The following is a 26,051-nucleotide window of genomic DNA, read 5'->3' as shown; positions in this document are numbered from 1 at the left end:
AAGGGGGGAGATCGGATGTCACTTCCGTTTTCGCCAATCGCAACAGCCGAAAGATTGAGGCGGGGGTAAAGTTGCCGATCTCCCCCCTTGCGGGGGAGATGCCAAGTTCTGGCAAGGAGGGCAGGACAGAGGGGGGTGGGCGGGAACTCGGCCTCAGCCATATTTTCTGCTTCGACGATCGTTGAACCAGGCAGGGCGGCATGCATACCGGATATCCTGCCGATCCCCGCGTCACCGCCGGCACCATCGCGCTTGCCGCTGTTGCGCTGCTGATCGGCGGAGCGTTCGCCGGGCTCATCCTTGAAGCTACACGCAACCCGACCGGCGCCGTGTCGGCCTTCGATTCCTACCTCTTCCGTATCGCCCGTTTCACGCTGTGGCAGGCTTTGCTGTCGACACTGCTTTCCGTCGTGCCGGCGCTGTTCGTTGCGCGGGCGCTGTCGCGGCATCCGCGCTTCTTTGGTCGCGGCCTGATCCTGCAGCTCTTCGCCGTGCCGCTTGCGCTGCCGGCCATCGTCGCCGCACTCGGCATTCTGGCTCTCTATGGCCGTGCCGGCTATTTCGCCGGCGTGCTCACCGCGATTGGCGGTCAGGGCTGGCCGGGCATTTACGGCCTGTCCGGCATCCTCGTCGCCCATGTCTTCTTCAATCTGCCGCTGGCCACACGGCTGTTCCTTGAGGCGCTGGCGACAGTGCCGGCCGACCAGTGGCGGCTGGCGAGCCAGCTCGGCATGGGCGCCAGACCCGCATTCCGGCTGATCGAATGGCCGACGCTGCGTGCGGCACTGCCAGGCGTCGCCGGGCTTGTCTTCATGCTTTGCGTCACGTCTTTCACCATCGTGCTCACGCTGGGCGGCGGGCCGCGCGCGACGACACTGGAGGTCGCCATCTACCAGGCGTTGCGTTTCGATTTCGATCCTGCCCGCTCGGTGACGCTGACACTGCTGCAGATCGCGCTGACCTTCGTCGTTATGCTGGCATTGACGCGGCTTGGCGCCAACACCGTCGGCGACGCCAATCTGCCGGTGGCATCGCGCCGGTATCTTTCGGCCGGCACGGCCGAGACCGTGCTGAATACAGCATTGATCGTTCTGGCATTGCTGTTCGTCGCCGGGCCGATGGCGGCCACGGTGACGTCAGGCCTTGGCGCCGATCTCGGCCGGCTGGCAAGCGAGAGCGCGGTGCGGCAAGCGACACTGACCAGCGCCGTGCTCGCCTTACTGGCGGCGCTGCTTTCAGTGGCGCTGTCGCTGTCGCTCGTCATGGCACGACGGGCGCTGGCCTTGAGGCGTCGCGTTGGCGCCAAGACGCTGCTCGAATACGCCACCGACACCGGCGCCGGCTTCGTCCTCGTCGTGCCGCCCATCGTCATCGGCGCCGGCTGGTTCCTGCTCCTGCGTGCTATCAGCGACGTCTTTGCCATCGCCCCTGTCATGGTCGTCGCCGTCAATGCGGTAATGGCGATGCCGTTTGCCATCCGCGCCATTCGCCCCGGCTATGATGCGGCGAGCGAACGCCACGAACGGCTCTGTTTGCTGCTTGGAATCTCGGGCTGGAACCGGTTCCGGCTGGTCGACTGGCCGTCGCTGCGGCGGCCGCTCGCCACCGGTTTCGCATTCGCCATGGCTTTGTCGCTCGGCGATCTCGGCGTTATTGCCCTGTTCGGCAGCGACTCCCTGCAGACACTGCCTTATCTCTTGCTGGCGCGCATGGGCAGTTACCGCACGATGGACGCGGCAGGCCTGGCGTTGCTGCTCGGCCTGGTGTGTCTCGCGCTTGTTCTGGCCGCGGACTGGCTGGGGCGGGGAGAAAAATCATGACGCTCAACAGCGAAAACGGTACGGCTGTGCGGCTGGAAAAGGTCTCGTTCAGCTATCGCGAAGCGTCGTTTTTACTCGATGTCGAGTTCGCCGCCTCGAAGATCACCGCCATCATGGGGCCGAGCGGTTCGGGAAAATCGACACTGCTCAATCTGGTGGCCGGCTTCGAGACGCCGCAATCGGGCCGCGTGCTGATCGGCGGCGCCGATTTCGGCGCCAAACCGCCTTCGGCGCGGCCGGTGTCGATGGTGTTCCAGGAAAACAATCTCTTTGCCCATCTTTCGGTCGAGAGAAATGTCGGCCTTGGCCGCTCGCCGTCGCTCAGGCTGACCGAGACCGATCACGCTGCGATCGCAGCGGCACTCAAGCGCGTCGGCCTTGCCGGTAAGCAACAGCGCCTGCCGCACGAACTCTCCGGTGGCGAGCGGCAGCGCGTCGCGCTCGCCCGCGTCCTGGTGCGCGACCGGCCGGTGCTCTTGCTCGACGAACCGTTCGCCTCGCTCGGACCGGCGTTGCGCGACGACATGCTTGATCTGATAGCCGGCGTCCATGCGGAGCGGCGCATGACGGTGCTGTTCGTCACGCATCAGCCGGAGGATGCCCACCGTATCGGCCAGGACATCGTGTTCCTGGACAATGGCACGGTTGCCGCAACCGGGACTGTCTTCGATTTTTTTACCAAGGCTGGACCGGAAGCCTTCCGGCGCTATATCGGTGCAGGTCCGTTTGGCGCGGGATCACGAGATGTTGCCCGGAAGCGGACATAATTTACGGCCAAACCGGCTTCAGGCGATGTGATGCTTGCTTGCCATGGTCAAAGTAGTGTGACTAGGTCCTCCGATACTGGTCCGGCATAGGTTGTGATTTGCCACTGCGGTGCCATGCGTGCTCGTGGCCGCGAAGGACGCTGTGGCAGTTGATTGTGCGCATGATCCTTTCTGAAAATCGATGCCCGATTTTCGGGGCCATGTGCTGAGACCCGAAAGGAAGCTGTTCTGCCGACCGGCACCGACAGAGTGAGAAAGAAACCGCTGGCGCGCCTCCTCGCGCTGGCTGGTTTTGCCATGGCGCTGGCAAGCTGTCAGATGTTCACGCCTCCGGACGTTCAGGAATCCGGCTTCCAGCCTTCCAGCAAACCGATCACGGTCGACAACGTCGCCGCCAATAGCAAGCTCGCCGAAATGGCGAAGGCGCAGCACCCGCGCATCCTCGCCACCTATGGCGGCGAGTATTCCGATCCCAAGCTCGAGCGTATGGTCGCCAAGGTCGTCGGCAGCCTGACCGTGGTGTCGGCCAACCCGACCCAGACCTACCGCATCACCATCCTCAATTCGCCCAACGTCAATGCTTTCGCGCTGCCGGGCGGCTATCTCTACATCACGCGCGGCCTGTTGGCGCTGGCCAACGATTCGGCCGAGCTCGCCGCGGTCATCGCGCATGAGATGGGCCACGTCACTGCAAACCACGGCTTGCAGCGCCAGCAGCTCGAGGCCGAGGAGGGGTTTGCAACCAAGGTCGTCTCGGATGTGCTCGGCGACAGCCCGACCGCCAAGGCGGCACTGATCCGCGGCAAGCTGCGGCTTGCCCAGTTCTCGCGCAATCAGGAGCTGGAGGCCGACGGCATCGGCATCAAGTCGATCGGCGAGGCTGGCTTCGATCCCTTTGCCGCCGGCCGCTTCCTGCAGTCCATGTCGGCCTACACCGATTTCCGTTCAATCAGTGGCGCCACCGACGCCAGTCTCGACTTCCTGGCGACGCACCCCAACACGCCGCAGCGCATCGACCTGGCGCAGCGTCACGCCCGCCAGTTCGGCGCGCCCGGCGTCGGCACGCGCGACCGCGACGCCTTCCTCGCCGGCATAGACGGCCTGCTCTATGGCGACACGCCGGAGGAGGGCTATGTGCGTGGCGAAACCTTCCTGCATCCGGGGCTCGGCGTGTCGTTCTCGGTGCCCGACGGCTTCATCATCGACAACTCGGCAGCGGCGGTGACGGCAACCGGGCCAGGCGACATAGCGATCCGCTTCGATGGCGTTTCGATCGACAAGAGCCGCTCGCTGACCGACTACATTCGCAGCGGCTGGGTGGCCGGTCTCGACGAAAGCAGCGTGCGCCAGGAAACGATCAATGGCAACGAGGCGGCGACGGCGCATGCCAGCGCCGAGGGCTGGCAGTTCGACATCGCGGTGATCCGCGCCGGCGGCCAGGTCTACCGGCTGCTGACGGCTGCCCCTTCCGCCAGCATCTCGCTGGATGCCGTGGCGCGCTCGGTCAGCGGCTCCTTCCGTATCTTGAGCGCGGCCGAGAAAGCGGCGCTGAGGCCGCTGCATATCCGCGTCGTCACGGTGCGGCCCGGACAGACCATGGGTTCGCTCGCCGCGCAGATGGTCGGCGTCGACCGCAAGCTCGACCTGTTCAGGGTGCTCAATGCGATGTCGCCCGGTGCAGCCGTTTCGGCCGGCGACAAGGTCAAAATCATCACCGACAAATAGGGTGTGTCGATATTCAGGTGATGCCGGCCTGCAAACGGCAGTTTCCTGCGCTTCCGGTGCTCTCGTACCCAAGTACGCTCCGCTCCGGTTCTCGGAAACCACGGTTTTCGGCTCGGCATAACCTGAATCTCAACGCACCCCCTAGGCGGCGGTCGCCAGAAACTCGGGGTTTTGCTTCACCAGCGCCACCTTGAGCTTTTCCATGGCGCGTGCCTCGATCTGGCGGACGCGTTCCTTGGAGATGCCGAGCGCCTCGCCGAGGGCTTCGAGAGTCGCGCCTTCGTCGCTCAGCCGGCGCTCCTCGATGATCCTGAGCTCGCGGGCATTAAGCGCGCCGAGCGCCGTTTTCAGCCAGACAGAACGGCGTTCGACATCGATCGTGTCGCCCACGACCTCGTCCGGCAAGGGATCGTCCGAAACCAGGAAATCCATTCGCTCGGTGGCGCCCGCATCGTCGGCGAGCGGCTGGTTGAGCGAGCTATCCGGTGCCGAAAGGCGGGAGTCCATCATCGCCACGTCAGCCTCGGAGACACCGAGCGCGACCGACACCTCGCGGTAGAGCGAGGTATTCGAGATCGGCTCGGCACCGTTCGCCAAGCGGGCGCGCAGGCGCCGCAAATTGAAGAACAGCGCCTTTTGCGCCGAACTGGTGCCGCCGCGCACGATCGACCAGTTTCGCAGGATATAGTCCTGCATCGAGGCGCGAATCCACCATGTCGCGTAGGTCGAAAACCGCACCTCGCGTTCCGGTTCGAAACGGGCCGCGGCCTCCAGCAGGCCGACATGGCCTTCCTGGACCAGATCGCCGAGCGGCAGACCGTAGTGGCGGAATTTCGAGGCCATGGAGATGACCAGACGCATATGTGCCATGGCGATTTGGTGCAGCGCCTGCTGGTCGTTGTCTTCCTTCCAGCGAAGCGCGAGAAGATGCTCTTCGTCGCGCTCGAGATAGGGGGCTTTCATCGCCGCGCGGACCATGGTTCGCCCTGCCGTATCTTCCATCATGCCACGCTCCCTGTTCCGGGCGTTGCGGTGCGATCGCTCGAACCCTGAGCTGGCATCGTGGTTGAATTGGCGACGCCGCGCCCTACAACAGCCAACAAACGTGCCACGCGCGCGAATGGTTCCGCCGCTGATGTCGCGTGGATGGCATTACCCGAAAGCTCGATGCGGCGGTCGCTCCGCGGCAGGTTGGCGTGCAAAAGCGTCTCATTTTTGAAATCTGGTTCCTTATTCCGCCAGCCTTCATCTGTCAGTTTCCGGCGCTCACAAATGCGCCGGACGCCGGCCAATGACGGGATGACAGAAAATGAAATGGCTCAAATCGCTTATCGTCGCCGCAACACTGCAGGTACTGGCCGTCACATCAGGCCATGCCGGCGCCAATCTCGATCAGATCAAGCAGGCCGGTGTCTTCAAGGTCGGCACGGAAGGTACCTATGCCCCCTTTACCTATCATGATGCCTCGGGCGCATTGGTCGGCTTCGATGTCGAGATCGCCAAGGCGATCGCCGAGCGCCTCGGCGTCAAGGCCGAATTCCTAGAAGGCAAATGGGATGGGCTGATCGCCGGCCTCGACGCCAAGCGCTATGACGCCGTCATCAACCAGGTCGGCATCACCGAAGAGCGCAAGGCCAAGTATGATTTCTCCGATCCCTATATCGCTTCCAAGGCGGTGCTGATCGTGCGCGGCGACAGTACCGACATCAAGAGCTTTGCCGACCTTAGGGGTAAGAAGGCGGCGCAGTCGCTGACCTCGAATTTCGGCAAGCTCGCCGAAGCCAACGGTGCCGAGCTCGTCGGCACCGATGGTTTCGACCAGTCGATCCAGCTGCTTCTTACCGGCCGCGCCGACGCCACCATCAACGACAGCCTGTCCTTCCTCGATTTCAAGAAGCACAAGCCCGACGCCAATGTGAAGATCGCCGCGCAGGAAGAAAACGCCGACTATTCCGGTGTCCTCGTGCGCAAGGGCGATCCGGAACTGATCGCCGCCATCAATCAGGCGCTGGCCGATATCAAGGCCGACGGCACCTACCAGAAGATCGCCGACACTTATTTCGGCCAGGACGTTTCGAAGTAAGCGCATTTCACGGAGCGAGCCGGTCGTCGGCCTGCATTGGCAAGCGTCGCGGCGAGCCGTCTTTGACGGCCGCCGCTTTTCGCGTGATATGACGACCGTATGATCGCGCCTCGATGCTGCCGGGCCGGTTTTTGGGCGGCAATCTCGCAAGGAGGGTTTTCGTGTCGCATTGGCTGCAATTGATGCTGGACTCGTTGCCCACGCTGCTATGGGCCGCGCTGATCTTCACTGTGCCGCTCACGCTGCTGTCGTTCGCATTCGGTCTCTTCGTAGGACTGGTTGCGGCGCTCATCCGGCTGTTCGGACCGAAGCCGCTGGTCGCCGTGGTCCGCTTCTACGTCTGGATCTTCCGTGGCACGCCGCTTCTGGTGCAGCTCTTCCTGATCTTCTACGGCCTGCCCTCGGTCGGCATCCTGCTCGACGCTTTTTCAGCTGCGTTGATCGGCTTCACGCTCAACATCGGCGCCTATACGTCGGAAATCATCCGCGCCGTCATAGGCTCGGTGCCGAAGGGGCAGTGGGAGGCGGCCTATTCGATCGGCATGACCTGGGGCCAGGCGATGCGACGCACGATTCTTCCACAAGCAGGGCGCGTCGCAGTGCCGCCGCTGTCAAACACCTTCATCTCGCTGGTCAAGGATACATCGCTGGCCGCCGCCATCACGGTGCCTGAGATGTTCCAGGCGGCGCAGCGCATCGTCGCCACCACCTATGAGCCGCTGATCCTCTATGTCGAGGCGGCGGCTCTCTACCTGGCGCTGAGCTCGGTGCTGTCGGCGTTACAGACGCGCTTGGAAAAGCGGCTCAACCGCTACGGCGGCTTCCTGGAGGCGCGCTCATGATCGGTCTCACCGACATCGAGAAGCGCTTCGGCGACAACCTTGTGCTGAAGGGCGTGACCGTCACCATCGAGGAAGGCAGCGTCACAGCACTTGTCGGTCCCTCGGGCGGCGGGAAAAGTACGCTTCTGCGCTGCATCAACCTGCTCGAGATCCCGACTTCGGGCACAGTGCGCATCGGTGACGACGCGCTCGAATTCCATGCCGGCGGCAAGGTTTCCGGCAGGGCCATCCAGCGCCTGCGGCTGCAGACCGGGATGGTGTTCCAGAATTTCCAGCTGTTCCCACACCGCACCGCTATCGAAAATGTCATGGAGGGGCTGGTGACCGTGCTGAAATGGCCGGTCGAGCGAGCGCGCGAGAGGGCGCTCGCTCTGCTGGAAAAGGTCGGGATGGCGCACAAGGCCGATGCCTGGCCCGCGACCCTGTCAGGCGGCCAGCAGCAACGCGTGGCGATCGCCCGGGCGCTGGCGCCGTCGCCGAAAGTGCTGCTGTGCGACGAGCCGACCTCGGCGCTCGATCCGGAACTGGCGCAGGAGGTGGTCGACGTGCTCGGTAAGCTCGCCCGTGAGGGTACCACAATGGTGATGGCGACGCATGATCTGCGCCTCGCCTCCAAGATCGCGCAGGAGGTGGTGTTCCTCGACGCCGGCGCCATCGTCGAGAAAGGCCCCGCCGCTGTCCTGTTCAGCAATCCGGAGCGGCAAAGAACCAAGCGATTCATCGCGACGCTGAAGCAGGAGGCGGAGAAGGAAGGCGGCGGCGAAGGTTAATGCATGTCGCCCAAAAGTGCGTAGCGGTTTTGGGATAACGACATGCATAAAAACAAGAACTTAAAGCGCGTCGCATCAATCCTTCAGACGCGACGCGCTTTAGGCAAGCCCGTTCGTCGGCGCGATGCCGTTCGATCTCCAAAAACAAAAAACCCGGCGCGAGGCCGGGTTTTTCCAAATTCGAAGGCGAGAAGCGCTCAGGCTGCTTCTTCCTGCTCGGCTTCTTCGTTGTCGGCCTTGGCGCCGCGCTTCGGACCCTTGTTGAGGTTCACTTCGATGAGGCGCACCGCTTCGGTTTCCGACATGCGGTTGACGGCCGCGATCTCGCGCGCCATGCGGTCGAGTGCCGCCTCATAAAGCTGGCGCTCGGAATAGGACTGTTCCGGCTGGTTATCGGCGCGGTAGAGATCGCGCACCACTTCCGAGATCGAGATTAGGTCGCCGGAATTGATCTTCGCATCATATTCCTGGGCGCGGCGCGACCACATGGTGCGCTTGACGCGGGCGCGGCCCTGCACGACCTTCAGCGCGCGATCGACATAATCCTCTTCCGACAGCTTGCGCATGCCGATGGAGGTCGCCTTGGCAACCGGCACCTTCAGACGCATCTTGTCCTTCTGGAAGTCGATGACGAACAGTTCCAGCTTGTGGCCCGCAACTTCCTGCTCGTCGATCGAGACGATCTGGCCGACGCCATGCGCCGGATAGACGATGTACTCGCCGGTCTTGAAACCGTGACGCGCTGCGCTGGACTTCTTCTGCGGGGTGATAGTTGCCATTACGCCATGAACTCCTTGGTGTGGTACCGGCATTCTGCCGGCCGAACTCGCGCGATCGGGTAACCGATCGTTAGCCGCACAACGATGAACCCACCGGAAAAGCCGAGGCCGGCAAACCGCATACTTGCGACCGCCTGCCCCAGATCACTCTGGTCCGGATTGAGAAATTCACCTTTCAGTGATTTGGGGCGTTTGCGCCATAAATCGACGTTGTGTCACCGGCATGTTTGGTTGATGTAGCACAAAAAGTCGGAAGAATCAAGGTTTTGCTGCACGCGCGAAGGCCATGCGCCATCGCCGCCTGTCAAGGCAGTTAATGCACCATGCCTTTTTCGCGGGGTTATGCTGACTGAATCAGCGGTCTTGTCAGTCGCCCTCGCCGGGCTCGGGGGAGAAATATTTCTCAAACTTGCCGGCTTCGCCGTCGAAGGATTTGGCGTCGGCCGGAGGCTCCTTCTTGGCGGTGATGTTGGGCCATTTATCAGCGTATTCGGTGTTGATCTGCAGCCATTTGTCGAGACCCGGCTCGGTGTCGGGTTTGATCGCGTCGGCCGGGCATTCCGGTTCGCAGACGCCGCAGTCGATGCATTCGTCGGGATGGATAACGAGCATGTTCTCGCCTTCGTAGAAACAGTCGACCGGACAGACTTCGATGCAGTCCATGTATTTGCATTTTATGCAATTGTCGGTCACGACATAGGTCATCAGTCGGCTCCGGGACGTCCCGTTTTTGTTGGGCTTTTTTGGTGAGGTAACGTCTTTGCCCGCCGCTTGCAAGGGCAGCCATTGCGCGCGATACCGGTGTTTCCGGAATGGAATTCCAGAGGGGCGATGCGGCGAAACCTGGTTATACCGTCAGTCGTCGCCGAACAACCGGTCGGTCTCCCGACGTTCCTTCTTGGTCGGGCGGCCGCTGCCGGCATCGCGCAGCGCGGGAATCGCATCGGCAACGGCCTCGCCCTTTGGCACCGGCGGTGGCGACATATCCTCGTAGAGCATGCGCGCTTCCTCTGCGGGGCCGCGCCGGCTCCCGGTGCCGAGCACCTTCCAGACGCAGATGCGCCGCTCGAGAGTGATGGTCAGGACGTCGCCGGCCCGGACCAGATCGGAGGCCTGCGCTGCTTTGTCGCGATTGATGCGGACGCGTCCGGCCACCGCCAGCTTCGCTGCCAGCGAGCGCGATTTCACCGCACGCGAAAAGAACAGCCATTTGTCGATGCGCTGGCGGCCTTCGGCGACCATCGGAGCGAGCGAACTTACTTCTTCAGCTGGTCGCGCAACGCGGCGAGCTTGGCGAATGGAGAATCCGGGTCGAAGCGCACGGGACGCTCCTCGCGAGGCTTAGGCTGGAACGCGGGCTTTCCACCTGGCGCGCCACCCTTGCCGTCCTGCCTGCCGCCCTTCCAGTCAGGCCGGCTTTCGCGACGATCGGAACGCTCGCCCTGCGGCTTGCCATCGCGCCGCTCTCCCGTCTCGCCCTGGGGCTTGGGCTTGAATTTGCTGCGGTCGAAACGCGGCTTGCCGTCGCCGTCGCGGCGTCCGGGCCGGCTGCCTGGAGCGCCGGCCGGTTGTCCGCCGGTGGCATCTGCCGGTGCGTCGCCACGGCCATCGCGCGCGGCTTGCCCGCTGCGTGGGCGATTGTCCTTGTCACGGGACCGGTTGTCGTGGTGGCGGTGGCGCGGGCGCTGGTCGAAGCGGCCCTGCCGCCACAACAGGATGGGTTTTGGCTCTTCAGGCTCTTTCTCGGCCTCTGGAGCAGCCTCGACGGTGGCGGCTTCCGCCGTCGCGGCAGGTTCGGCCGATATCGCTTCCATTGCAGGCGAGGCTTCGGAAGCCGGCCCTGCCGGTGCGACCTCAACCTCGGCGGCTTCGGGTTCTGCCTCTGGCCGAGCCGCTGATACCGCAGGCACTTCGGCTGCAGGCAGCTCCTCCTCCGTGACCTCAGCCGGAGTTTCCAGCTGAGCTTCCGCGACAGGTTCCGCTTCGGTGGCGGGTTCCGCGGAAACTTCGGCTGCGGCCTCTGCCACGGCAGCCGCATCCGGCTCCGAACTCTCGGCCGGAGCCGCGGCGGCTGCGTCCGCAATCGCGGCTTCCGCTGCCTTGGCCTGCTCGGCTTCTTCCGCCGCCTGCTTGGCCACGGCGGCTTCACGCGCGGCATTGTCCTGTGCCTCGAGCCGCGCCCTTACCTCCACTGCCGGCTTCGGCTCCGCCCGGTAGCCGAGGCCTTTCAAAATCTCTTCCATGTCGTCGGCCGTAGCGCCGAGGATCGACATCATCGGCGGCGTCACCATGAAGGACTGACCGTCATAGGCGCCGTCGGGGCGCTGGCCGAGGCCCGGCTTCCAGTTGGTTGCGGGCCGGATCAGGTCGGCCAGCCGTTCGAGGATGTCGACGCGCACCGCGCGACGGCCGAGATTGCGGTAGCCGGCCAGTTTGTAGAAGGCCTTGTCGAAGGTGGGATCGATGACCACCGAGGTGCGGCCGGAGGCCAGCGCGTGAACCACGTCGCCAAATCCGGGCTTGTCCTTGCCGTCGTTCCTCAGCGCCCACAACAGCGTCACCAGTCCGGCCGGGGCCGGCTTGATCAGCGCGGGCACGAAGACGTGGTAGGCGCCGAAGCGCACGCCGAGCCGGCGAAGGGCAGCGCGGCCTTCCTGGTCGAGCGACTTCATCTCCTCGGCGATGTCGCGGCGATTGATGAGGCCGAAATGCTCGACAAGCTGGAAGGCGATGCCGCGGCCGATGCCGGTGATCTGCTCGGCGTTCTTGAGGTTGACCAGCGGCTTCAGCAGGGACTCGATCTGGAAATTGACGAAGCGCTCGGCGCGCGCCGCGACCTTGTCGCGGGCGGGTCCGGTGAGCTGCTCGTCGGCCAGCAGCACAAGGCGCGGCTTCAACGGCTCGTCGCCTGCGACCAGCGTGCCGATCGGCGCGCCGATCCAGCGCAGCGTGCCATCGGAGCCGAGCGCGATGTCGCCATTGGCCGAGGCGCCGAAGCGTTCGGCCCGCGCCTCAAATTCGGCTGCAAGCGCCTTCTGGGCTGCTGTGCGCACCGCCTTGGCGTCCTCGCCGCCGGCGCTCTGGTCGGCGGTGAAGCGGAACCCCTGCAACTCGCCGACATGATGGCCTTCGACGAGGACGGTTCCGGTTGGACTGATTTCGGCTTCAGGCATGGTATTTTCTCTAAGGCGCCGCATGAGGACGGAAGTCCTGCGGTCTACGAAGCGTTTCGTCAACCGCTCATGCAGCGCATCCGACAATCTGTCTTCGATTTCGCGCGTCTTTTCCTGCCAGTGTGCCTGATCGGCCAGCCAGCCGGGCCGGTTGGAAACGAAAGTCCATGTGCGGATCTGGGCGATCCGGTGCGACAGCGTGTCGATGTCGCCCTCGGTGGCGTCGGCACGGCGGACCTGCTCGGCCATGTAATTCTCGTCGACATGGCCATACCTGGCAAGGTCCATATAGATCGAGGCGATCAGGTCGGCATGCTGGGCCGGTGCGATCTTCCTGTAGTCGGGAAGGGCGCAGGCCTCCCACAACAGCGCCACGCGCCTGGCGTCGGTGGCAAGCGCCCGAATGTCCTCGTCGCGGGACAAATGCTCGAGCGCCTGGGCATCCACCGCCGGCAGCGCGCGCGTCAGGCCTTCAACCGGCGCGTTGGTCTCGATCGAGCGCTTCAGCGCGTCGAGGTTGGCGAAATCGAAACGCGCGGTGCGCCATTGCAGCACCTTCACCGGGTCGAAATCATGCGCTTCGATCTTCTTGACCAGTTCCTCGTCCAACGGATCGACCTGGCCGGTGACGCCGAAGGTTCCGTCGCGCAAATGCCGGCCGGCGCGGCCGGCGATCTGGCCGAGCTCGGCCGCCGTCAGATTGCGGTACTGGTAGCCGTCGAACTTGCGGTTCTGGGCGAAGGCGACATGATCGAGATCGAGGTTGAGGCCCATACCGATCGCATCGGTGGCGATCAGATAGTCGACATCACCCGATTGGAACAGCGCCACCTGCGCGTTGCGGGTGCGGGGCGATAGCGCGCCGAGCACAACGGCCGCACCGCCCTGCTGGCGGCGGATCAGTTCGGCGATGGCATAGACCTCATCGGCGGAAAAGGCGACGATCGCCGTGCGTCGCGGCAGGCGGGTGAGCTTCTTCGAGCCGGCATAGGCGAGATGCGACAGCCGTGGCCGCGTCACCACCGACACGCCCTTCAGCAGCCGCTGGAGGATGCCGTGCATGGTGGCTGCGCCGAGCAGCAGTGTCTCCTGGCGGCCGCGCAGATGCAGGATGCGGTCGGTGAAGATGTGGCCGCGCTCGAGATCGCCGGCCAGCTGGACCTCGTCGATAGCAACGAAGGCGGCGTCGGTCTCGCGCGGCATGGCTTCCACGGTGCAGACCGAATATCTGGCGCCGTCGGGCTGGATCTTCTCCTCGCCGGTAATGAGCGCCACCTTGTGAGCACCGACCTTCTCGCAGACGCGTGAATAAACCTCGCGGGCGAGCAGCCTGAGCGGCAGGCCGATAATGCCGCTTTCATGCGCCACCATGCGCTCGATGGCGAGATGGGTCTTACCGGTGTTGGTCGGCCCGAGCACGGCAGTCACGTCGCGGCCCGACAGGATCAGCGGTTCAGTGTGTTTCGGCTGGATGTTCATCGACCTGGAAATAAGGCTCTCCGCCTCGCGTTGTCGGGAGCGCCCCGTGGCGGCGCGTGACAAGCGACACATAGGGATTTCGGGCGCGAAGCGAAAGCGGAATGTTCCGACGGCAGCTCGAAGGCTCTCGTCTGGCGTTGTCAACCGGTCCTGATTTAACAGTTGGAACGAGTCTGGAACAAATCAGCTACGAATCGCTGACTCGTGCTGATTCAGGTTTTGTTCACGGCTACATCTGGGTTTTTCACCAGCAAGTCTCACCACATGCTGAATCGCCGAACTGGCCCGATTCATGCAGGGCGGACGCGTCGTTAACATCTGCCGATGAACGATCGGCGCATGCCGGCAGGCGTCACCTAACCTTCTGAAATTATTGATCTTTCCTAACGTGCCTTAACGGTTTGAGGGATGTTTCGACCTTTGTCGTTAACCTTCCGGTCAAAACCGGAACGAAACGGCGACGAATCGGCGCTGGCGGATATTTCCCGTTTTGTTCACCCCAATATGTTGTGTCGTGAACAGGTTTTCCACCGAGAATCCACAGGTGGGGAACAGGGTTTTGCACAGGCTGCGCGGCTGCCGTTAACCTTTGCGTGCCGCTTCGGCACAGATCGGCGCCACGTCCATCGGTCGACGCAGTCGCTACACGAGGACCAGACCGAAAATGCTGAACGGCTGGTTCAAGGCGCGTCCTCGCCCGCGGCATAGCGCTGCAAAGTAGGGCCGACGGTCCGGATGATCTCGTCGTGGGACAGGGCGACGACGGGCGGAAGCCGCAGCAGGTATCGGCACATCGCCAGACCCAGCAACTGGCTCGAAACGAGCCCGGCACGTCGACCCGCATCGGCGGGGTCAGCGACCGCCGCAACCACCGGCCTCACCTGGTTGGCAAACACGTCACGTAACTTTTCGGCGGCGAATTCGTTCGACGTCGCCGAACGCAGCAGAATTGCCATGCCAGGACCGCTGGCCGGGCCTTCCCAGATTTCGAGAAAACGCCTGATCAGCGTTTCGCCGATGGTGTTTCGGTCGATCACCCGCAGTGCCGGCAATTGCAGATCGACGACCGCCGCCCGGGCGAACAGCTCGTCCTTGCTGCGGAAATAGCGGATCACCATGGCCGGATCGATCGAGGCATGCGCTGCGACGTCGCGGATGGAGGCGCCGTCATAGCCGTGCTCGGCGAACAGGAGCCTCGCGGCCTCGAGGATTTGGGCGCGCGTGCGGTCCGATTTGCTGGGTTTCTTCGGCTGATTCTCGGTCATGAAATTCATATGCCAACGGCCGTTGACAAAAGCAATGGGTGCGGCTAAAAAGTCAACAATCGTTGACAAATGGAGAGAAAAATGTTGCCCGATACAACGGAAGTCCTGATCATCGGCGCCGGCCCGACCGGCATGGCGCTGTCCATCGTGCTGCACCAGGCCGGTGTCGATCACGTTCTGATCGACAGGTTGGCGCAGGGCCTTCAGACCTCGCGGGCTGGCGTCATCCACGCGCAGACGCTGGAAACGCTGGAGCCTCTCGGCGTTACGCAGCGGCTGAGCGAACTTGCCCTGAAGCTTCAGGATTTCGCCCTCCGCGACCGCAATCGGGCGCTGCTCAAGCTCGATTTCAGCAAGCTTCCATCGAGGCATCCTTATCTGATGATGCTGCCTCAGAACCTGACCGAGCAGGTGTTCGCCGAACGGATCGCGGCCCTGGGCGGCGTGATTCACCGCACGGTCGAGGCCAAAGCGGTCGTTCAGGACGTTGACGGAGCGCGCGTGACGGTGGTCGAGAACGGCCGCGAGAGACTGATATCGGCACGCTATGTCGTTGGTGCCGACGGCATGCAAAGCCTGGTGCGCAGGTCGACCGGCATCGAGTTCGATGGCGCGGCCTATGACGCTTCGTTCGTACTCGCCGATGTTCGTCTCGACTGGCCGGTTGGGCCGACGGAAGTGTCGCTGTTCTTTGCACCGGCCGGGCTGGTGGTGGTGGCGCCGCTTCCGGACGGATCGTACCGGGTCGTCGCAACAATGGATGACGCACCGGAAAAGCCCGAGATCGCCGATATCCAGGCGCTGCTCGACAGCCGTGGACCGACCAAAGAAAGGACGCGGGTGCTCGAGCTGTCGTGGAGCTCGCGTTTTCGCGTGCATCACCGCCTGGTCCGCTCGTACCGCAAGGACCGATTGTTCCTCATGGGTGATGCCGCTCACGTGCACAGCCCGGCGGGAGGGCAAGGCATGAACACCGGCATCATCGATGCGGTCGTGCTTGGTCAGTTGCTTGGCGACGTGGTGAACGGCGTGCGCCTGGAAGCGGAGCTCGACCTCTACGAAACGCTGCGGCGCCCGGCGGCCCAAGAGGTGCTTGAACTGGCGGGCACGATGACAAACATGGCGCTTATCCGCAGTCCGGTGAAGCGGTTCGCCCGCAATCTCGTGCTTTCGGTGCTGAACCTCAACCCATTCTTGAAACGTCGCATCGCCTTGAAACTGTCAGGCCTCAGCCGGGCGCTGCTTGCCCGCCTGCCGGCACCTTCGCGCGAGCCGGTCCGATCGCCCAGACCAAGCCTGCAGCCGAACCAGGGCTGAAGCTCGTCGCCTGACCGCCGCGATTGTGCGGCTCCCAGCCTCGGTCTTGGCCGTTCGGGCGTTGGGCCGGTGCATCAGTCACCGGCCATGGGCCGACGCCTCAGGTGATGTACTGGCCGCCATTGGCGGAGATGGTCGAGCCGGTGATGAAGCCGGCATCGTCGGAAGCGAGGAAGACGACGCAGCGTGCGATCTCTTCCGGCTCGCCGAGGCGGCCGACCGGGATCTGCGGGATGACGCGCTCGTTGAGCACCTTCTCGTCCATCGCCCTGACCATCTCGGTGGCGATATAGCCGGGGCAGATGACATTGACGGTGATGCCGGCCCGCGCCCCTTCCTGGGCGAGCGCCTTGGTGAAGCCGATGTCGCCGGCCTTCGACGCCGAATAGTTGACCTGGCCGGTCTGACCCTTCTGGCCGTTGATCGAGGAGATGGTGATGACGCGGCCGAACTTGCGGTCGCGCATGCCGCCCCACAGCGGGTGCGTCATGTTGAAGACGCCGGAAAGATTGGTGTCGACGACCTCTTTCCATTGCTCGCGCGTCATCTTGTGGAACATGGCGTCGCGGGTGATGCCGGCATTGTTGACCAGAACGGAAACCGGGCCGAGATCGGCCTCGATCTGCTTGATGCCGGCGGCGCAGGCATCGTAGTCGGCGACCGACCATTTGTAGACCGGGATGCCGGTCTCTGCCTTGAATTTCTGCGCCGCTTCGTCATTGCCGGCGTAGTTCGCGGCAACTTTGTAGCCGGCGTTCTTCAGGCCGATCGAGATCGCGGCGCCAATACCACGCGACCCGCCGGTGACGAGTGCTACCTTTGTCATGATGTCCTCCCTTTTAATTCCTGAGTGGCGGGCGGGGAACGCTCTAACGGCGATTGAGCCCCGTTCGCCCCCGACTATTTCATGGCTTGCCTTGCGCATGAACCCCGAAAATCGAAATCGATTTTCGGAAAGCTACAGCGTCCTTTGCGCGTCCAAGGGACGCCCGGCGCTCTGTCTTCATAGCGCTTCCACGCACATGGCAACGCCCATGCCGCCGCCGATGCACAGCGTGGCGAGGCCCTTCTTGGCGCCGCGGCGCCTCATCTCGTAGACCAGCGTGTTGAAGATGCGGGCGCCCGACGCGCCGATCGGATGGCCGATGGCGATGGCGCCGCCATTGACATTGACGATGGACGGATCCCAGCCCATGTCCTTGTTGACGGCGCAGGCCTGGGCGGCGAAGGCCTCGTTGGCCTCGACCAGGTCGAGATCGCCGACCGACCAGCCGGCCTTGGCCAACGCCTTGCGCGAGGCGGGAATAGGCCCGGTGCCCATGATCTGCGGATCGACGCCTGCGGTTGCCCAGGAAACGATGCGCGCCAGCGGTGTGATGCCGCGCTTTGCGGCTTCGGCTTCGGTCATCAGCAGCACGGCGGCGGCGCCGTCATTGATGCCAGAGGCATTGGCGGCGGTGACCGTGCCGTCCTTGTCGAAGGCTGGTCTCAACTTGGTCATGGCGTCGATTGTCGCGCCGTGGCGAATATATTCGTCCTGGTCGACGATGGTGTCGCCCTTCTTGCCCTTGACGGTGAAAGCTACGATCTCGTCCTTGAACTTGCCGGCCTTCTGCGCAGCCTCTGCCTTGTTCTGGGAGGCCAATGCGAGTCGGTCCTGGTCCTCGCGGGTAATCTGGAACTGGCGAGCGACGTTTTCGGCTGTGTTGCCCATGTGGTAGCCATTGAAGGCATCCCACAGCCCGTCCTTGATCATGGTATCGATCGTCTTGTAGTCGCCCATCTTGACGCCGGCACGCAGGTGTTGGGCATGCGGGGCCAGCGACATCGATTCCTGCCCGCCGGCGACGATCACCTTGGCATCGCCGGTGGCGATCTGTTGCATGCCAAGCGCGATGGCGCGCAGACCTGAGCCGCAAACCTGATTGAGGCCCCAGGCGGTGGTTTCCTTTGGCAGGCCGGCATTGATAGAGGCCTGGCGGGCGGGGTTCTGGCCCTGAGCCGCGGTCAGCACCTGGCCGAGGATCACCTCGTCGACCTCCGCCGGCTCGACACCGGCACGCGACAGCAGTTCCTTGATGACCACGGCGCCCAGTTCGTGCGCCGGGGTGGCGGCAAAGGCACCGTTAAAGGAACCGACGGGCGTGCGCGCCGCGCTGGCGATGACAATGGCATTGGAAGCGGACATGTTCTTCTCCAGACTTCAGGGGGTATGGTTAGGGCTTTTCTTGCCCTTTCCATGACCCAAGTCAAACCGGAAATGGGCATGCCGGCCATGCGCCGCAAGCAGGTTGCGCATCGTCATGGAAACGGCCCGCCCATTGCTGCGCAGCATATTTAGGCCGCCCTGCAGCATTAATTGATCCCGCACTGCACAAACCACTTGGAATTGTGACGCTTTTGCGCATATCCTTGAAAAGGCGCAACCGTTACCGGCAGCTTACTCAAGTGCGCCGGTGTCCTGGGAGGATGCTGATGGCCGCGAAAGACGAACCGATTATCATCAAGAAGTATGCCAATCGCCGCCTCTACAACACCGGCACCAGCACTTATGTGACGCTCGAGGACCTTGCCGAAATGGTCAAGAAGGGCGAGGAGTTCACCGTCCAGGACGCCAAGACCGGCGACGACATCACCCATCCTGTGCTGACCCAGATCATCTTCGAACTGGAGAACAAGGAGGGGCAGAACATGCTGCCGATTCCGTTCTTGCGCCAGTTGATCGCCTTTTACGGCGACCAGATGCAGATGATCGTGCCGAGCTTCCTCGAACAATCGATGATCGCCTTCTCAAAGGAACAGGAACGCTTCCGCGAGCAGATGAAGGGTGCCTTGGGCAAGTCGCCGCTGGATATGATGAAGATCGCCACGCCGATCAAGGCGCTGGAAGAGCAGACGCGCCGCAACATGGAGATGTTCCAGAACGCCATGCGCCTGTTCACGCCATTCCCACCCGCAGGCTCGAATGGTTCTTCCCCAGCGCCGGCAGAGCCGGCCAGAAAAGAAACGTCGGAAAAACCCGACGACCTTCAGGAGTTGAAGGAACAGATCGCCGCCATGCAGCGCAAGCTCGATACTATGTCGTGATCGCCGGCCGGACTAAGCCCGGCCGAAATCTCTCATCAGCAGGCCGTGTCAGAGCATCTCCGCCTCGAATGAGGCTGAGTGCCTCCGGCCACGCTATTTTGTCGTCACCGTCACCAGCGCGGTAACGGGTTTGCCGTCCACAAGAATGGGCTTGTGATGATCATCGGCAAGTAAGACGCCGATCACGTGCTTGCCGGTGGCATTCGGACAATGGCCGAAACGAGCCTCGATAAGGACGCCGCCAAAGTCGCTGTTCATGCCGTTGTACGGCTTACCGGGAATGTTGCAGGTATCTCCGGCGGGATCGATCTTCATATGCACGTGGGCGCATTGGCTGACGCCGTCGCATTCACCCGCAGGCAATAGCGTGAAGTTGCTCCTGACGACGACGCCTATCGCCTTCTCGGGATCGGCGCCGAGTTCGATGGCCGAACCGGCCGCCGGCCAGACGATTTCCAGAGTTGGCCGATCTTCGGCCTGGGCAGACCCGAGCGATAACAAGGAGAAAGCGAGGGCAGTCGTTGCGATGATGCGAAGCATGGTAACCTCCGTTGACGTTGTAATCAGTGATTACATGTGAATCGCTTGGACGCAAGCAAATAATCGGCGATTACATCTCGGTCTCGTGCTATTGGGCAGGCATGACGAGCACCACGGATTCCGACGAAGCCGCCAACCCTAAGCGCTATCATCACGGCAATCTGGCTGAGGCCTTGATCGCTGCTACCGTGGAGATCATCGAAGAGCGCGGAGCAGAGCATGTCTCTGTGCGTGAGGCCGCAAAGCGTGCCGGCGTTTCGCCCGGCGCGCCATTCCGGCATTTTCGATCGAAAACAGCACTGCTGACCGCAGTCGCCGAACAGGCCATGAACCGGCTGACCGAGGCCGTTGCTGATGCACAGTCAATAGTCGACAGCGCAGATCCCATAGTGGCCTTCGAAGCGATCGGACAAGGCTATCTGGAATGGGCGATCAGCAATCCGACGCATTTCCAGATCATCAGTTCTCGAACGCTGATTGATTTCGACGCGTCGGATAGTCTTCGTGATCAGAATGAAGCCGTTCGCCGGAAGATGATCGACCTGCTGACCCAAGCGCAACAACAAGGTCGGCTTGCTCCGGACACCGACTTTGACCATCTTGTGCTTGCCGCGCGCGCCTTTGTCTACGGGTTGGCGCGCATGGCGATCGATGGTCATTTCCCGGAGTGGCATCCGTCCGAGCCGCCATCCCTCGCCGCGCGGAGGGCCCTCCATCTTTTCATGAGCCGGATGACCATTCCATCCAAAACGCAATCTCAGGAGCACCCCAAAGTGGCTTCCCGGGATCGCTGACAAAACTGTTTTCACACTGTCTGTCAGGCGCACAACTTCGAGTGAGGTGTCCTCATTCATGACGAAAATTTCATGGCATCGCCAAATCCGTGCCGCTGTTCTTGCGCCACACGAGACATATATGCTGCACTGCAATATGTCTCCGTTAGCACGCACTGAAGGATTTCGCCTTGCCCAGCAGAAAAACCGCCATCGTCACCGGTTCCACCTCGGGCATCGGGCTGGCCATCGCCCATGCGCTCGCAGCGGAAGGGTGCAACATCGTCGTCAATTCCTTTTCCGACACGGCCGACGACCAGGCGATCACCGATGCGATCGCCAAACATCACGGCGTGAAGACCGCCTACATCAAAGCAGACATGTCGAAGCCGGCCGAATGCCGGGCGCTGGTCGCAAAGGCAGCCGAGACCTTCGGCTCGGTCGACATCCTGGTCAACAATGCCGGCATCCAGCATGTCGCGCCGGTGGAAGAATTTCCGATCGAGAAGTGGGACGCGATCATCGCCATCAATTTGTCGTCGGCCTTCCACACCATCGCCGCCGCGATCCCGCTGATGAAACAAGCCGGCGGCGGCAGGATCGTCAACATCGCCTCAGCCCACGGGCTGGTCGCCTCGCCGTTCAAGTCGGCCTATGTCTCGGCCAAGCACGGCATCATCGGGCTGACCAAGACCGTCGCCTTGGAACTGGCGCGCGATAAGATCACTTGCAACGCCATCTGCCCCGGCTATGTGCTGACGCCGCTGGTCGAGGCGCAGATCCCCGACCAGATGAAGGCGAACAAGATGGACCGCGACACTGTGGTCCGCGAGGTCATGCTCGAAAAGCAGCCGACCAAGGAATTCGTCACGGTCGAGCAAGTTGCCGCTGCCGCGGTGTTCCTGTGCTCGGATGCAGCAGCGCAGATCAACGGCACGCATATTCCGGTCGACGGCGGCTGGACCGCCCAGTGAATTTGGCGCGCGGAACAAATCTCGCCGACAAATCAAGGGCAACGCCATGACGACGAACGGCAAGGTGGAGCAGCCCAAAAAGATCAACGTTGCGCTGCAGGGCGGCGGCTCGCACGGTGCCTTTTCCTGGGGCGTGCTCGACCTGCTGTTGGAGGACGGACGGCTCGACATCGCGGCGGTTTCGGGCACCAGCGCCGGCGCCATGAACGCGGTGGCGCTGGCCGACGGCTTCGTCCGCGGCGGCGTCGAGGGGGCGCGGCAGAAGCTCGACGACTTCTGGCACGCGGTGGCGCTGAAGGCCGGTTTAGCCCGGTGCAGCGCATGCCGTGGGACGTCGCCTGGGGCAATTGGTCGATCGAGCACACGCCGGGCTATCTCTTTTTCGACACCATGTCGCGGGTGTTTTCGTCTTATGTCGCCAACCCGCTCGGCCTCAACCCGCTGCACGACGTGATCGAACAGGAGATCGATTTCGGCAATGTGCGCGCCTGCAAGTCGATGGAGCTGTTCATCTCCGCGACCAATGTCGAGACCGGGCAGTTACGCGTCTTTTCCGACGGCGAGATCGATCTCGACACGGTGATGGCGTCGGCCTGCCTGCCGCAGCTGTTCCGCGCCGTCGAGATCAAGGGCGTGCCCTACTGGGATGGCGGCTATGGCGGCAATCCGGCGCTGTTCCCGTTCTTCAAGTCGGCTGTCACCGAGGACGTGCTTTTGGTGCAGATCAATCCGGTGGTCCGCGAGGGAACGCCGAAGAGCGCCAACGAAATCCAGAACCGCATCGACGAGATCACCTTCAATGCCGGGCTGCTGCGTGAATTCCGTTCGATCGCATTCGTCAAGGAACTGATTGCCGCCGGCCGGCTGCCGCATGGCGAATATCGCGACATTCGCATGCACCGCATCGACGCCGACGAGGCGTTCAAGGATCTGTCGGCATCGTCCAAGATCAATGCGGAATGGGCGTTCCTGACCTATCTGCGCGACCTTGGCCGCACCGCCGCCAGTGATTGGCTGGAGGAGAAAGCCGTCGGCAAGCGGCCGACGCTTGATCTCTCGGGCGAGCTCGACGACGGCTTCAAGCCGGTGCGCGGTCCGGCACCGGGGCGGCGGGTCAAAGAGTTCCTTGCAGCACGCAAGAAGCCCGAGGCAGCGCGCCGTCAGGTCTAACCTCACCCGGCTTTCAGCGCGAGGTCGATCACCTTGATCAGCGCGGCCGCAGCCTGCCGCTGCTCGTCCGGATCGCTGATGCGCGTCTTCATACCTTCCAGGCCGTCAAGCAGCATGTCGGCCAGCAGTTTTGCCGACAGGCCCTTGGCCGCCAGATCGACGGTATTCTGCTCGGCCTCGTTCCGGATTGCCGTGGTGATATGCTCGACAAGGCCGCCGCGCCAGCAGCCGACCAGGTCGGCGAGGCTCGACTTCATGTCGAGGAGTTCGGCGCCATGCGGCGAGGCGTGGACGGCACGCATCATCGAGATCAGCGCCTCGTCGACGGCCCGCATCATGCGCTCGGCAAACGGTCCTTCGCCGGCGAGTGCCGTTTTCGCCTGCTCGAGCGAGCGGGAAAGCAGCATCAGCGCGATGGCGCGATAGATGTCGGTCTTGTTCTTGAACTGGAGGTAGAGCGCCGGTCGCGACATGTCGGCGGCACGCGCAATGTCGTCCATGGTTGTGCGGGCGAAACCATAGGCCAGAAACATCTTCATCGCGCCGTCCAGAATGCGGGCGCGCTTGGGGTCTGTGGTGATGTCCTCGATTTCGATCATGGTGCAACCTTATCCTGTAAAAGCTCTGTTGACAAAATGACGTAATTTGTCAATATGTACGAAATGGCCGATCGGCCATTGGCCTCGGGCTGTGACGACAACGAAGGGGATTCCCATGCGCCTCACCGTCGACGGGCAGGAATTCGACGTCAATGCCGATCCCGAAATGCCGTTGCTGTGGGCGCTGCGCGATCTCATGGGCAAGACCGGGCCGAAGTTCGGCTGCGGCATTGCCGCCTGCGGCGCCTGCACGGTGCATGTCGATGGCCAGCCGGTGCGCTCCTGTTCGTTGCCGGTCGGTGAGGTCACCGGCGCGGTCACCACGATCGAAGGCATCGGCACCGAAGGCAGGCTGCATCCGGTACAGCAGGCATGGCTGGAAGAGCAGGTCGCCCAATGCGGCTACTGCCAGGCCGGCCAGATCATGAGCGCGGTGGCGCTGCTCGACAAGGTTGCCGACCCGACCGACGCCGACATCGACGATGCCATGGGCGGCAATCTCTGCCGATGCGGCACCTACCCGAAGATCCGTGCGGCGATCAAACGAGCGGTCGTGCTCAAGACGGCGGGGATCTGACCATGGCCAGTGTCGGCAAGATCGCCCGCCGCACGTTTCTCATCGGTGCGGCTGCCATCGCGGGCGGCATCGCCGTCGGTTATTATTACTACCGCAAACCCTACCCGAATCCGCTGGAAGGCGACCTCGCCGCTGATGAAGCGACCTTCAACCCCTATGTGAAGATCGGCGCCGACAACACCATCACCATCGTCGCACCGCGCGCCGAGATGGGCCAAGGCATCTCAACGACGCTTGCTGCCATGGTTGCCGAAGAGCTCGATGTCGACCTCGGCCAGATCAAGGTCGAGCACGGCCCGGCCTCCTATGCCTATTACAACTCAGCGATCCTGGAAGAGGGCGGTCCGTTCGCCTTCTTCGACGAAAGCATGACCGCGGAAATAGTGCGTGCCGGTATGGGCGTGGTCGGAAAATTCCTCGCCCTGCAAGGCACTGGCGGCTCGGCCTCGACGCGCGACGGTTTCGACAAAATGCGGCAGGCCGGCGCCGCCGCGCGGCAGATGCTGATTGCAGCGGCCGCGCAAAAACTCGGTATAGCTGCCGCCGATCTGGAAACGGCCAATGGCTCGATCCTGCACAAGGCGTCGGGCAAGTCGCTGACCTATGGCGCTGTCGCCGCGACCGCCGCGACGATGGCGCCGCCCGCGGATATCAGTCTCAAAGACAAAGCCGACTGGAAACTGCTCGGCAAACCGCAAAAACGCATCGACATGCTGGCCAAGGTCACCGGGGCGCCGATCTTCGGCATCGACGTGACGCTGCCGGAGATGCTGTACGGCACGGTCAAGATGAGCCCGCGCTTCTGGGCCAAGCCGGTCAAGGCGGATTTTTCCAACGCCGAGAAAATGCCTGGCGTCATCAAGATCGTGCCGATCGAAACCAATTACGGCCACGGCTTCGGCATCATAGCCGAAAACACCTGGGCGGCGTTCAAGGCGGCGGAGGCGATCGACGCCGAATGGGCCGATCCCGAATATCCGCTGGATAGCGCCGGCATTTCAGAGGTGCTGAAGCAGGCGCTCGGCACAAAAGGGTCGGTGATGCGCGACGATGGCGATGTCGATACCGCCTTCGCCGACGCGCCGCGCGGAAAGATCGTCGAGGCCGACTACGCGGTGCCTTATCTGGCACATGCGACGATGGAGCCGATGAACGCCACGGCGCGGTTGAAGGACGGCGTCCTCGACATCTGGTGCGGCAATCAGGCGCCGACATTGGTGCGGCAGCTTTGCGCCAATGCTGTCGGCATCGAGCAGGACAATGTCAACGTCCACACCACCTTCATGGGCGGCGGCTTCGGCCGACGTGTCGAGGTGGATTATGCGCTCTGTGCCGCACTGATGGCGAAAGAAACGGCAGGCCGGCCGATCAAGGTGATCTGGACGCGCGAGGAGGACATGCGCCACGACGCCTACCGGCCGGCTTCAGTCGGCAAATTCCAGGCGCGGCTTGGCGACGACGGCATGCCGGTGGCCATTGACATGACAATTGCCTCGCCATCGATGATAGCCAGCACCTTGCGCCGGCTGTTCCCCTCGATATCGCCGCTTGGCCCCGACAAGTCCATCGTCGACGGTGCCCACAACCAGCCCTATACGATCCCGAACTACCGGGTGACCGGCGTCGCCGCACCCGTCTCCATCCCCGTTGGCTCCTGGCGGTCGGTCGGCAGTTCAATCAATGGTTTCTTCCATGAAGGATTTCTGGACGAGATCGCTGTCGCCGGAAAAACCGATGCGGTCGAACTGCGCAAGAAGCTGATGGCTGCCTATCCGGCAGCGGTGAAGGTAGTCGAGAAGGTCGCCGAAATGGCGAAATGGGGCGAGGCGCTGCCCGCCGGCAAGGCCAAGGGCATGGCGTTCACGCTGTCCTTTGGCAGTTGGGTCGGCGAGATCGTCCAGGTCGCCGACACGCCGTCCGGAATCCGCATTGAGAAGGTGTGGATCGCCGCCGATGTCGGCACCGCGCTCGATCCTGGTATCATCGAGGCGCAACTCATCTCCGCGGCCATCTATGGCCTGTCGGCGGCGATGGTTCAGGAGATTACTTTCGCCGACGGCATGGTCGAACAGTCGAATTTTCACGACTACGATGCCATGCGCATCTTCCAGTGTCCGGCGTTCGAAGTCGCTATCCTGGAGAATTTTCACAAGATGGGCGGCGTCGGCGAAGTCGGCACGCCGCCGGCGGCACCGGCACTGGCCAACGCCATCTTCGCACTGACCGGCAAGCGCATCCGGACACTGCCCTTGTCGAAGGAGGTGACCTTTGCATGAAATATTCATCATGCTGACGGCTGCTGCCATGCTGT

The 26,051-nt window shown here is 62.9% G+C and carries 24 protein-coding genes and 1 pseudogene; 14 read left to right on the top strand and 11 right to left on the bottom strand.

The window, feature by feature from the left end; genetic code table 11:
* Positions 1-200: 200 nt before the first annotated feature.
* The 3 genes from thiP to NKH36_RS15380 all read left to right on the top strand — a co-directional run bounded on the left by thiP (position 201) and on the right by NKH36_RS15380 (position 4,312).
* The gene (gene thiP / locus NKH36_RS15390) at positions 201-1,820 is read left to right on the top strand and encodes a thiamine/thiamine pyrophosphate ABC transporter permease (RefSeq protein ID WP_352963057.1); all 1,620 of its coding nucleotides are present in this window, start codon (positions 201-203) and stop codon (positions 1,818-1,820) included.
* The gene (gene thiQ / locus NKH36_RS15385) at positions 1,817-2,587 is read left to right on the top strand and encodes a thiamine ABC transporter ATP-binding protein (RefSeq protein WP_352963055.1); all 771 of its coding nucleotides are present in this window, start codon (positions 1,817-1,819) and stop codon (positions 2,585-2,587) included. The genes thiP and thiQ overlap by 4 nt, the downstream gene beginning before the upstream one ends.
* A 297-nt stretch (positions 2,588-2,884) precedes the next feature.
* Positions 2,885-4,312, top strand: a complete 1,428-nt coding sequence (locus tag NKH36_RS15380) for a M48 family metalloprotease (protein WP_352963177.1) — start codon at positions 2,885-2,887, stop codon at positions 4,310-4,312.
* A gap of 141 nt (positions 4,313-4,453) precedes the next feature.
* On the opposite strand, the gene NKH36_RS15375 is transcribed toward NKH36_RS15380, so the two are convergent.
* Positions 4,454-5,317, bottom strand: a complete 864-nt coding sequence (locus tag NKH36_RS15375) for an RNA polymerase factor sigma-32 (protein ID WP_192360880.1) — start codon at positions 5,315-5,317, stop codon at positions 4,454-4,456.
* 137 nt (positions 5,318-5,454) lie between these two features.
* Here NKH36_RS15375 and NKH36_RS15370 point away from each other — a divergent pair, with 137 nt between their 5' ends.
* From NKH36_RS15370 to NKH36_RS15355, 4 genes are all read left to right on the top strand, one after another.
* Positions 5,455-5,607, top strand: coding sequence for a hypothetical protein (locus NKH36_RS15370; RefSeq protein WP_352963053.1), 153 nt, complete (start codon positions 5,455-5,457; stop codon positions 5,605-5,607).
* Between the two features lie 14 nt (positions 5,608-5,621).
* Positions 5,622-6,395 carry an amino acid ABC transporter substrate-binding protein gene (locus tag NKH36_RS15365; protein WP_352963052.1) on the top strand — a complete coding sequence of 258 codons (774 nt, stop codon included), beginning with the start codon at positions 5,622-5,624 and terminating at the stop codon, positions 6,393-6,395.
* A 161-nt stretch (positions 6,396-6,556) separates the two neighbouring features.
* A complete protein-coding gene (locus NKH36_RS15360) occupies positions 6,557-7,237 on the top strand; it encodes an amino acid ABC transporter permease (protein ID WP_352963050.1) in 681 nt (226 codons plus the stop codon).
* On the top strand, positions 7,234-8,007 hold the full coding sequence (locus NKH36_RS15355) for an amino acid ABC transporter ATP-binding protein (RefSeq protein ID WP_352963048.1): 774 nt from the start codon (positions 7,234-7,236) through the stop codon (positions 8,005-8,007). Before NKH36_RS15360 ends, NKH36_RS15355 begins: the two co-directional genes overlap by 4 nt.
* 197 nt (positions 8,008-8,204) lie before the next feature.
* Here NKH36_RS15355 and NKH36_RS15350 read toward each other — a convergent pair whose 3' ends face one another.
* The 5 genes from NKH36_RS15350 to NKH36_RS15330 form a co-directional block, all read right to left on the bottom strand.
* A complete protein-coding gene (locus NKH36_RS15350) occupies positions 8,205-8,786 on the bottom strand; it encodes a CarD family transcriptional regulator (protein ID WP_027152934.1) in 582 nt (193 codons plus the stop codon).
* Between the two features lie 366 nt (positions 8,787-9,152).
* Entirely contained in the window at positions 9,153-9,491 is a 339-nt protein-coding gene (gene fdxA / locus NKH36_RS15345) for a ferredoxin FdxA (protein ID WP_023762879.1), read from the bottom strand.
* A gap of 150 nt (positions 9,492-9,641) precedes the next feature.
* The gene (locus tag NKH36_RS15340; RefSeq protein ID WP_352963047.1) at positions 9,642-10,028 is read right to left on the bottom strand and encodes an RNA-binding S4 domain-containing protein; all 387 of its coding nucleotides are present in this window, start codon (positions 10,026-10,028) and stop codon (positions 9,642-9,644) included.
* Positions 10,029-10,042: 14 nt separating this feature from the next.
* Positions 10,043-13,438 (bottom strand): helicase-related protein, encoded by a 3,396-nt coding sequence (locus tag NKH36_RS15335; RefSeq protein WP_352963044.1) that lies wholly within the window; start codon positions 13,436-13,438, stop codon positions 10,043-10,045.
* Between the two features lie 680 nt (positions 13,439-14,118).
* Positions 14,119-14,877, bottom strand: a complete 759-nt coding sequence (locus tag NKH36_RS15330; protein WP_352963040.1) for a TetR/AcrR family transcriptional regulator — start codon at positions 14,875-14,877, stop codon at positions 14,119-14,121.
* Between NKH36_RS15330 and NKH36_RS15325 the strand changes: the two genes are divergently transcribed.
* Entirely contained in the window at positions 14,836-16,020 is a 1,185-nt protein-coding gene (locus NKH36_RS15325) for an FAD-dependent oxidoreductase (protein WP_352963039.1), read from the top strand. The genes NKH36_RS15330 and NKH36_RS15325 overlap by 42 nt on opposite strands.
* 100 nt (positions 16,021-16,120) lie before the next feature.
* Here the strand turns inward: NKH36_RS15325 and phbB are convergent, their stop codons facing one another.
* From phbB to NKH36_RS15310, 3 genes are all read right to left on the bottom strand, one after another.
* The gene (phbB, locus tag NKH36_RS15320; protein ID WP_352963037.1) at positions 16,121-16,846 is read right to left on the bottom strand and encodes an acetoacetyl-CoA reductase; all 726 of its coding nucleotides are present in this window, start codon (positions 16,844-16,846) and stop codon (positions 16,121-16,123) included.
* Between the two features lie 177 nt (positions 16,847-17,023).
* Positions 17,024-18,208: an acetyl-CoA C-acetyltransferase gene (locus NKH36_RS15315; RefSeq protein WP_352963036.1), complete on the bottom strand. Its 1,185-nt coding sequence runs from the start codon at positions 18,206-18,208 to the stop codon at positions 17,024-17,026.
* Between the two features lie 15 nt (positions 18,209-18,223).
* A complete protein-coding gene (locus NKH36_RS15310; protein ID WP_352963035.1) occupies positions 18,224-18,376 on the bottom strand; it encodes a hypothetical protein in 153 nt (50 codons plus the stop codon).
* A 119-nt stretch (positions 18,377-18,495) separates the two neighbouring features.
* Between NKH36_RS15310 and phaR the strand changes: the two genes are divergently transcribed.
* Positions 18,496-19,107 carry a polyhydroxyalkanoate synthesis repressor PhaR gene (gene phaR, locus NKH36_RS15305; protein WP_352952128.1) on the top strand — a complete coding sequence of 204 codons (612 nt, stop codon included), beginning with the start codon at positions 18,496-18,498 and terminating at the stop codon, positions 19,105-19,107.
* 93 nt (positions 19,108-19,200) lie between these two features.
* Here the strand turns inward: phaR and NKH36_RS15300 are convergent, their stop codons facing one another.
* Positions 19,201-19,647: a hypothetical protein gene (locus NKH36_RS15300; RefSeq protein ID WP_352963033.1), complete on the bottom strand. Its 447-nt coding sequence runs from the start codon at positions 19,645-19,647 to the stop codon at positions 19,201-19,203.
* A 101-nt stretch (positions 19,648-19,748) separates the two neighbouring features.
* Here NKH36_RS15300 and NKH36_RS15295 point away from each other — a divergent pair, with 101 nt between their 5' ends.
* From NKH36_RS15295 to NKH36_RS15285, 3 genes and pseudogenes are all read left to right on the top strand, one after another.
* A complete protein-coding gene (locus NKH36_RS15295) occupies positions 19,749-20,441 on the top strand; it encodes a TetR/AcrR family transcriptional regulator (RefSeq protein WP_352963030.1) in 693 nt (230 codons plus the stop codon).
* Between the two features lie 170 nt (positions 20,442-20,611).
* Positions 20,612-21,394 carry a 3-hydroxybutyrate dehydrogenase gene (locus NKH36_RS15290; RefSeq protein ID WP_352963028.1) on the top strand — a complete coding sequence of 261 codons (783 nt, stop codon included), beginning with the start codon at positions 20,612-20,614 and terminating at the stop codon, positions 21,392-21,394.
* 46 nt (positions 21,395-21,440) lie between these two features.
* Positions 21,441-22,564 (top strand): annotated as a pseudogene (locus NKH36_RS15285) (patatin-like phospholipase family protein).
* 2 nt (positions 22,565-22,566) lie between these two features.
* On the opposite strand, the gene NKH36_RS15280 reads toward NKH36_RS15285, so the two are convergent.
* Positions 22,567-23,163 (bottom strand): TetR/AcrR family transcriptional regulator, encoded by a 597-nt coding sequence (locus NKH36_RS15280; protein ID WP_352963025.1) that lies wholly within the window; start codon positions 23,161-23,163, stop codon positions 22,567-22,569.
* A 115-nt stretch (positions 23,164-23,278) separates the two neighbouring features.
* Here NKH36_RS15280 and NKH36_RS15275 point away from each other — a divergent pair, with 115 nt between their 5' ends.
* On the top strand, positions 23,279-23,740 hold the full coding sequence (locus NKH36_RS15275; RefSeq protein ID WP_352963023.1) for a (2Fe-2S)-binding protein: 462 nt from the start codon (positions 23,279-23,281) through the stop codon (positions 23,738-23,740).
* A 2-nt stretch (positions 23,741-23,742) separates the two neighbouring features.
* On the top strand, positions 23,743-26,016 hold the full coding sequence (locus tag NKH36_RS15270; protein WP_352963020.1) for a xanthine dehydrogenase family protein molybdopterin-binding subunit: 2,274 nt from the start codon (positions 23,743-23,745) through the stop codon (positions 26,014-26,016).
* The last annotated feature ends 35 nt before the right edge of the window (positions 26,017-26,051 follow it).

This window comes from Mesorhizobium sp. M1312, from assembly GCF_040318115.1.
In the GTDB taxonomy this organism is placed as follows: domain Bacteria; phylum Pseudomonadota; class Alphaproteobacteria; order Rhizobiales; family Rhizobiaceae; genus Mesorhizobium.
Note: the sequence above shows the minus strand (reverse complement) of the source record. Positions and strands in the feature narration are given on the sequence as shown.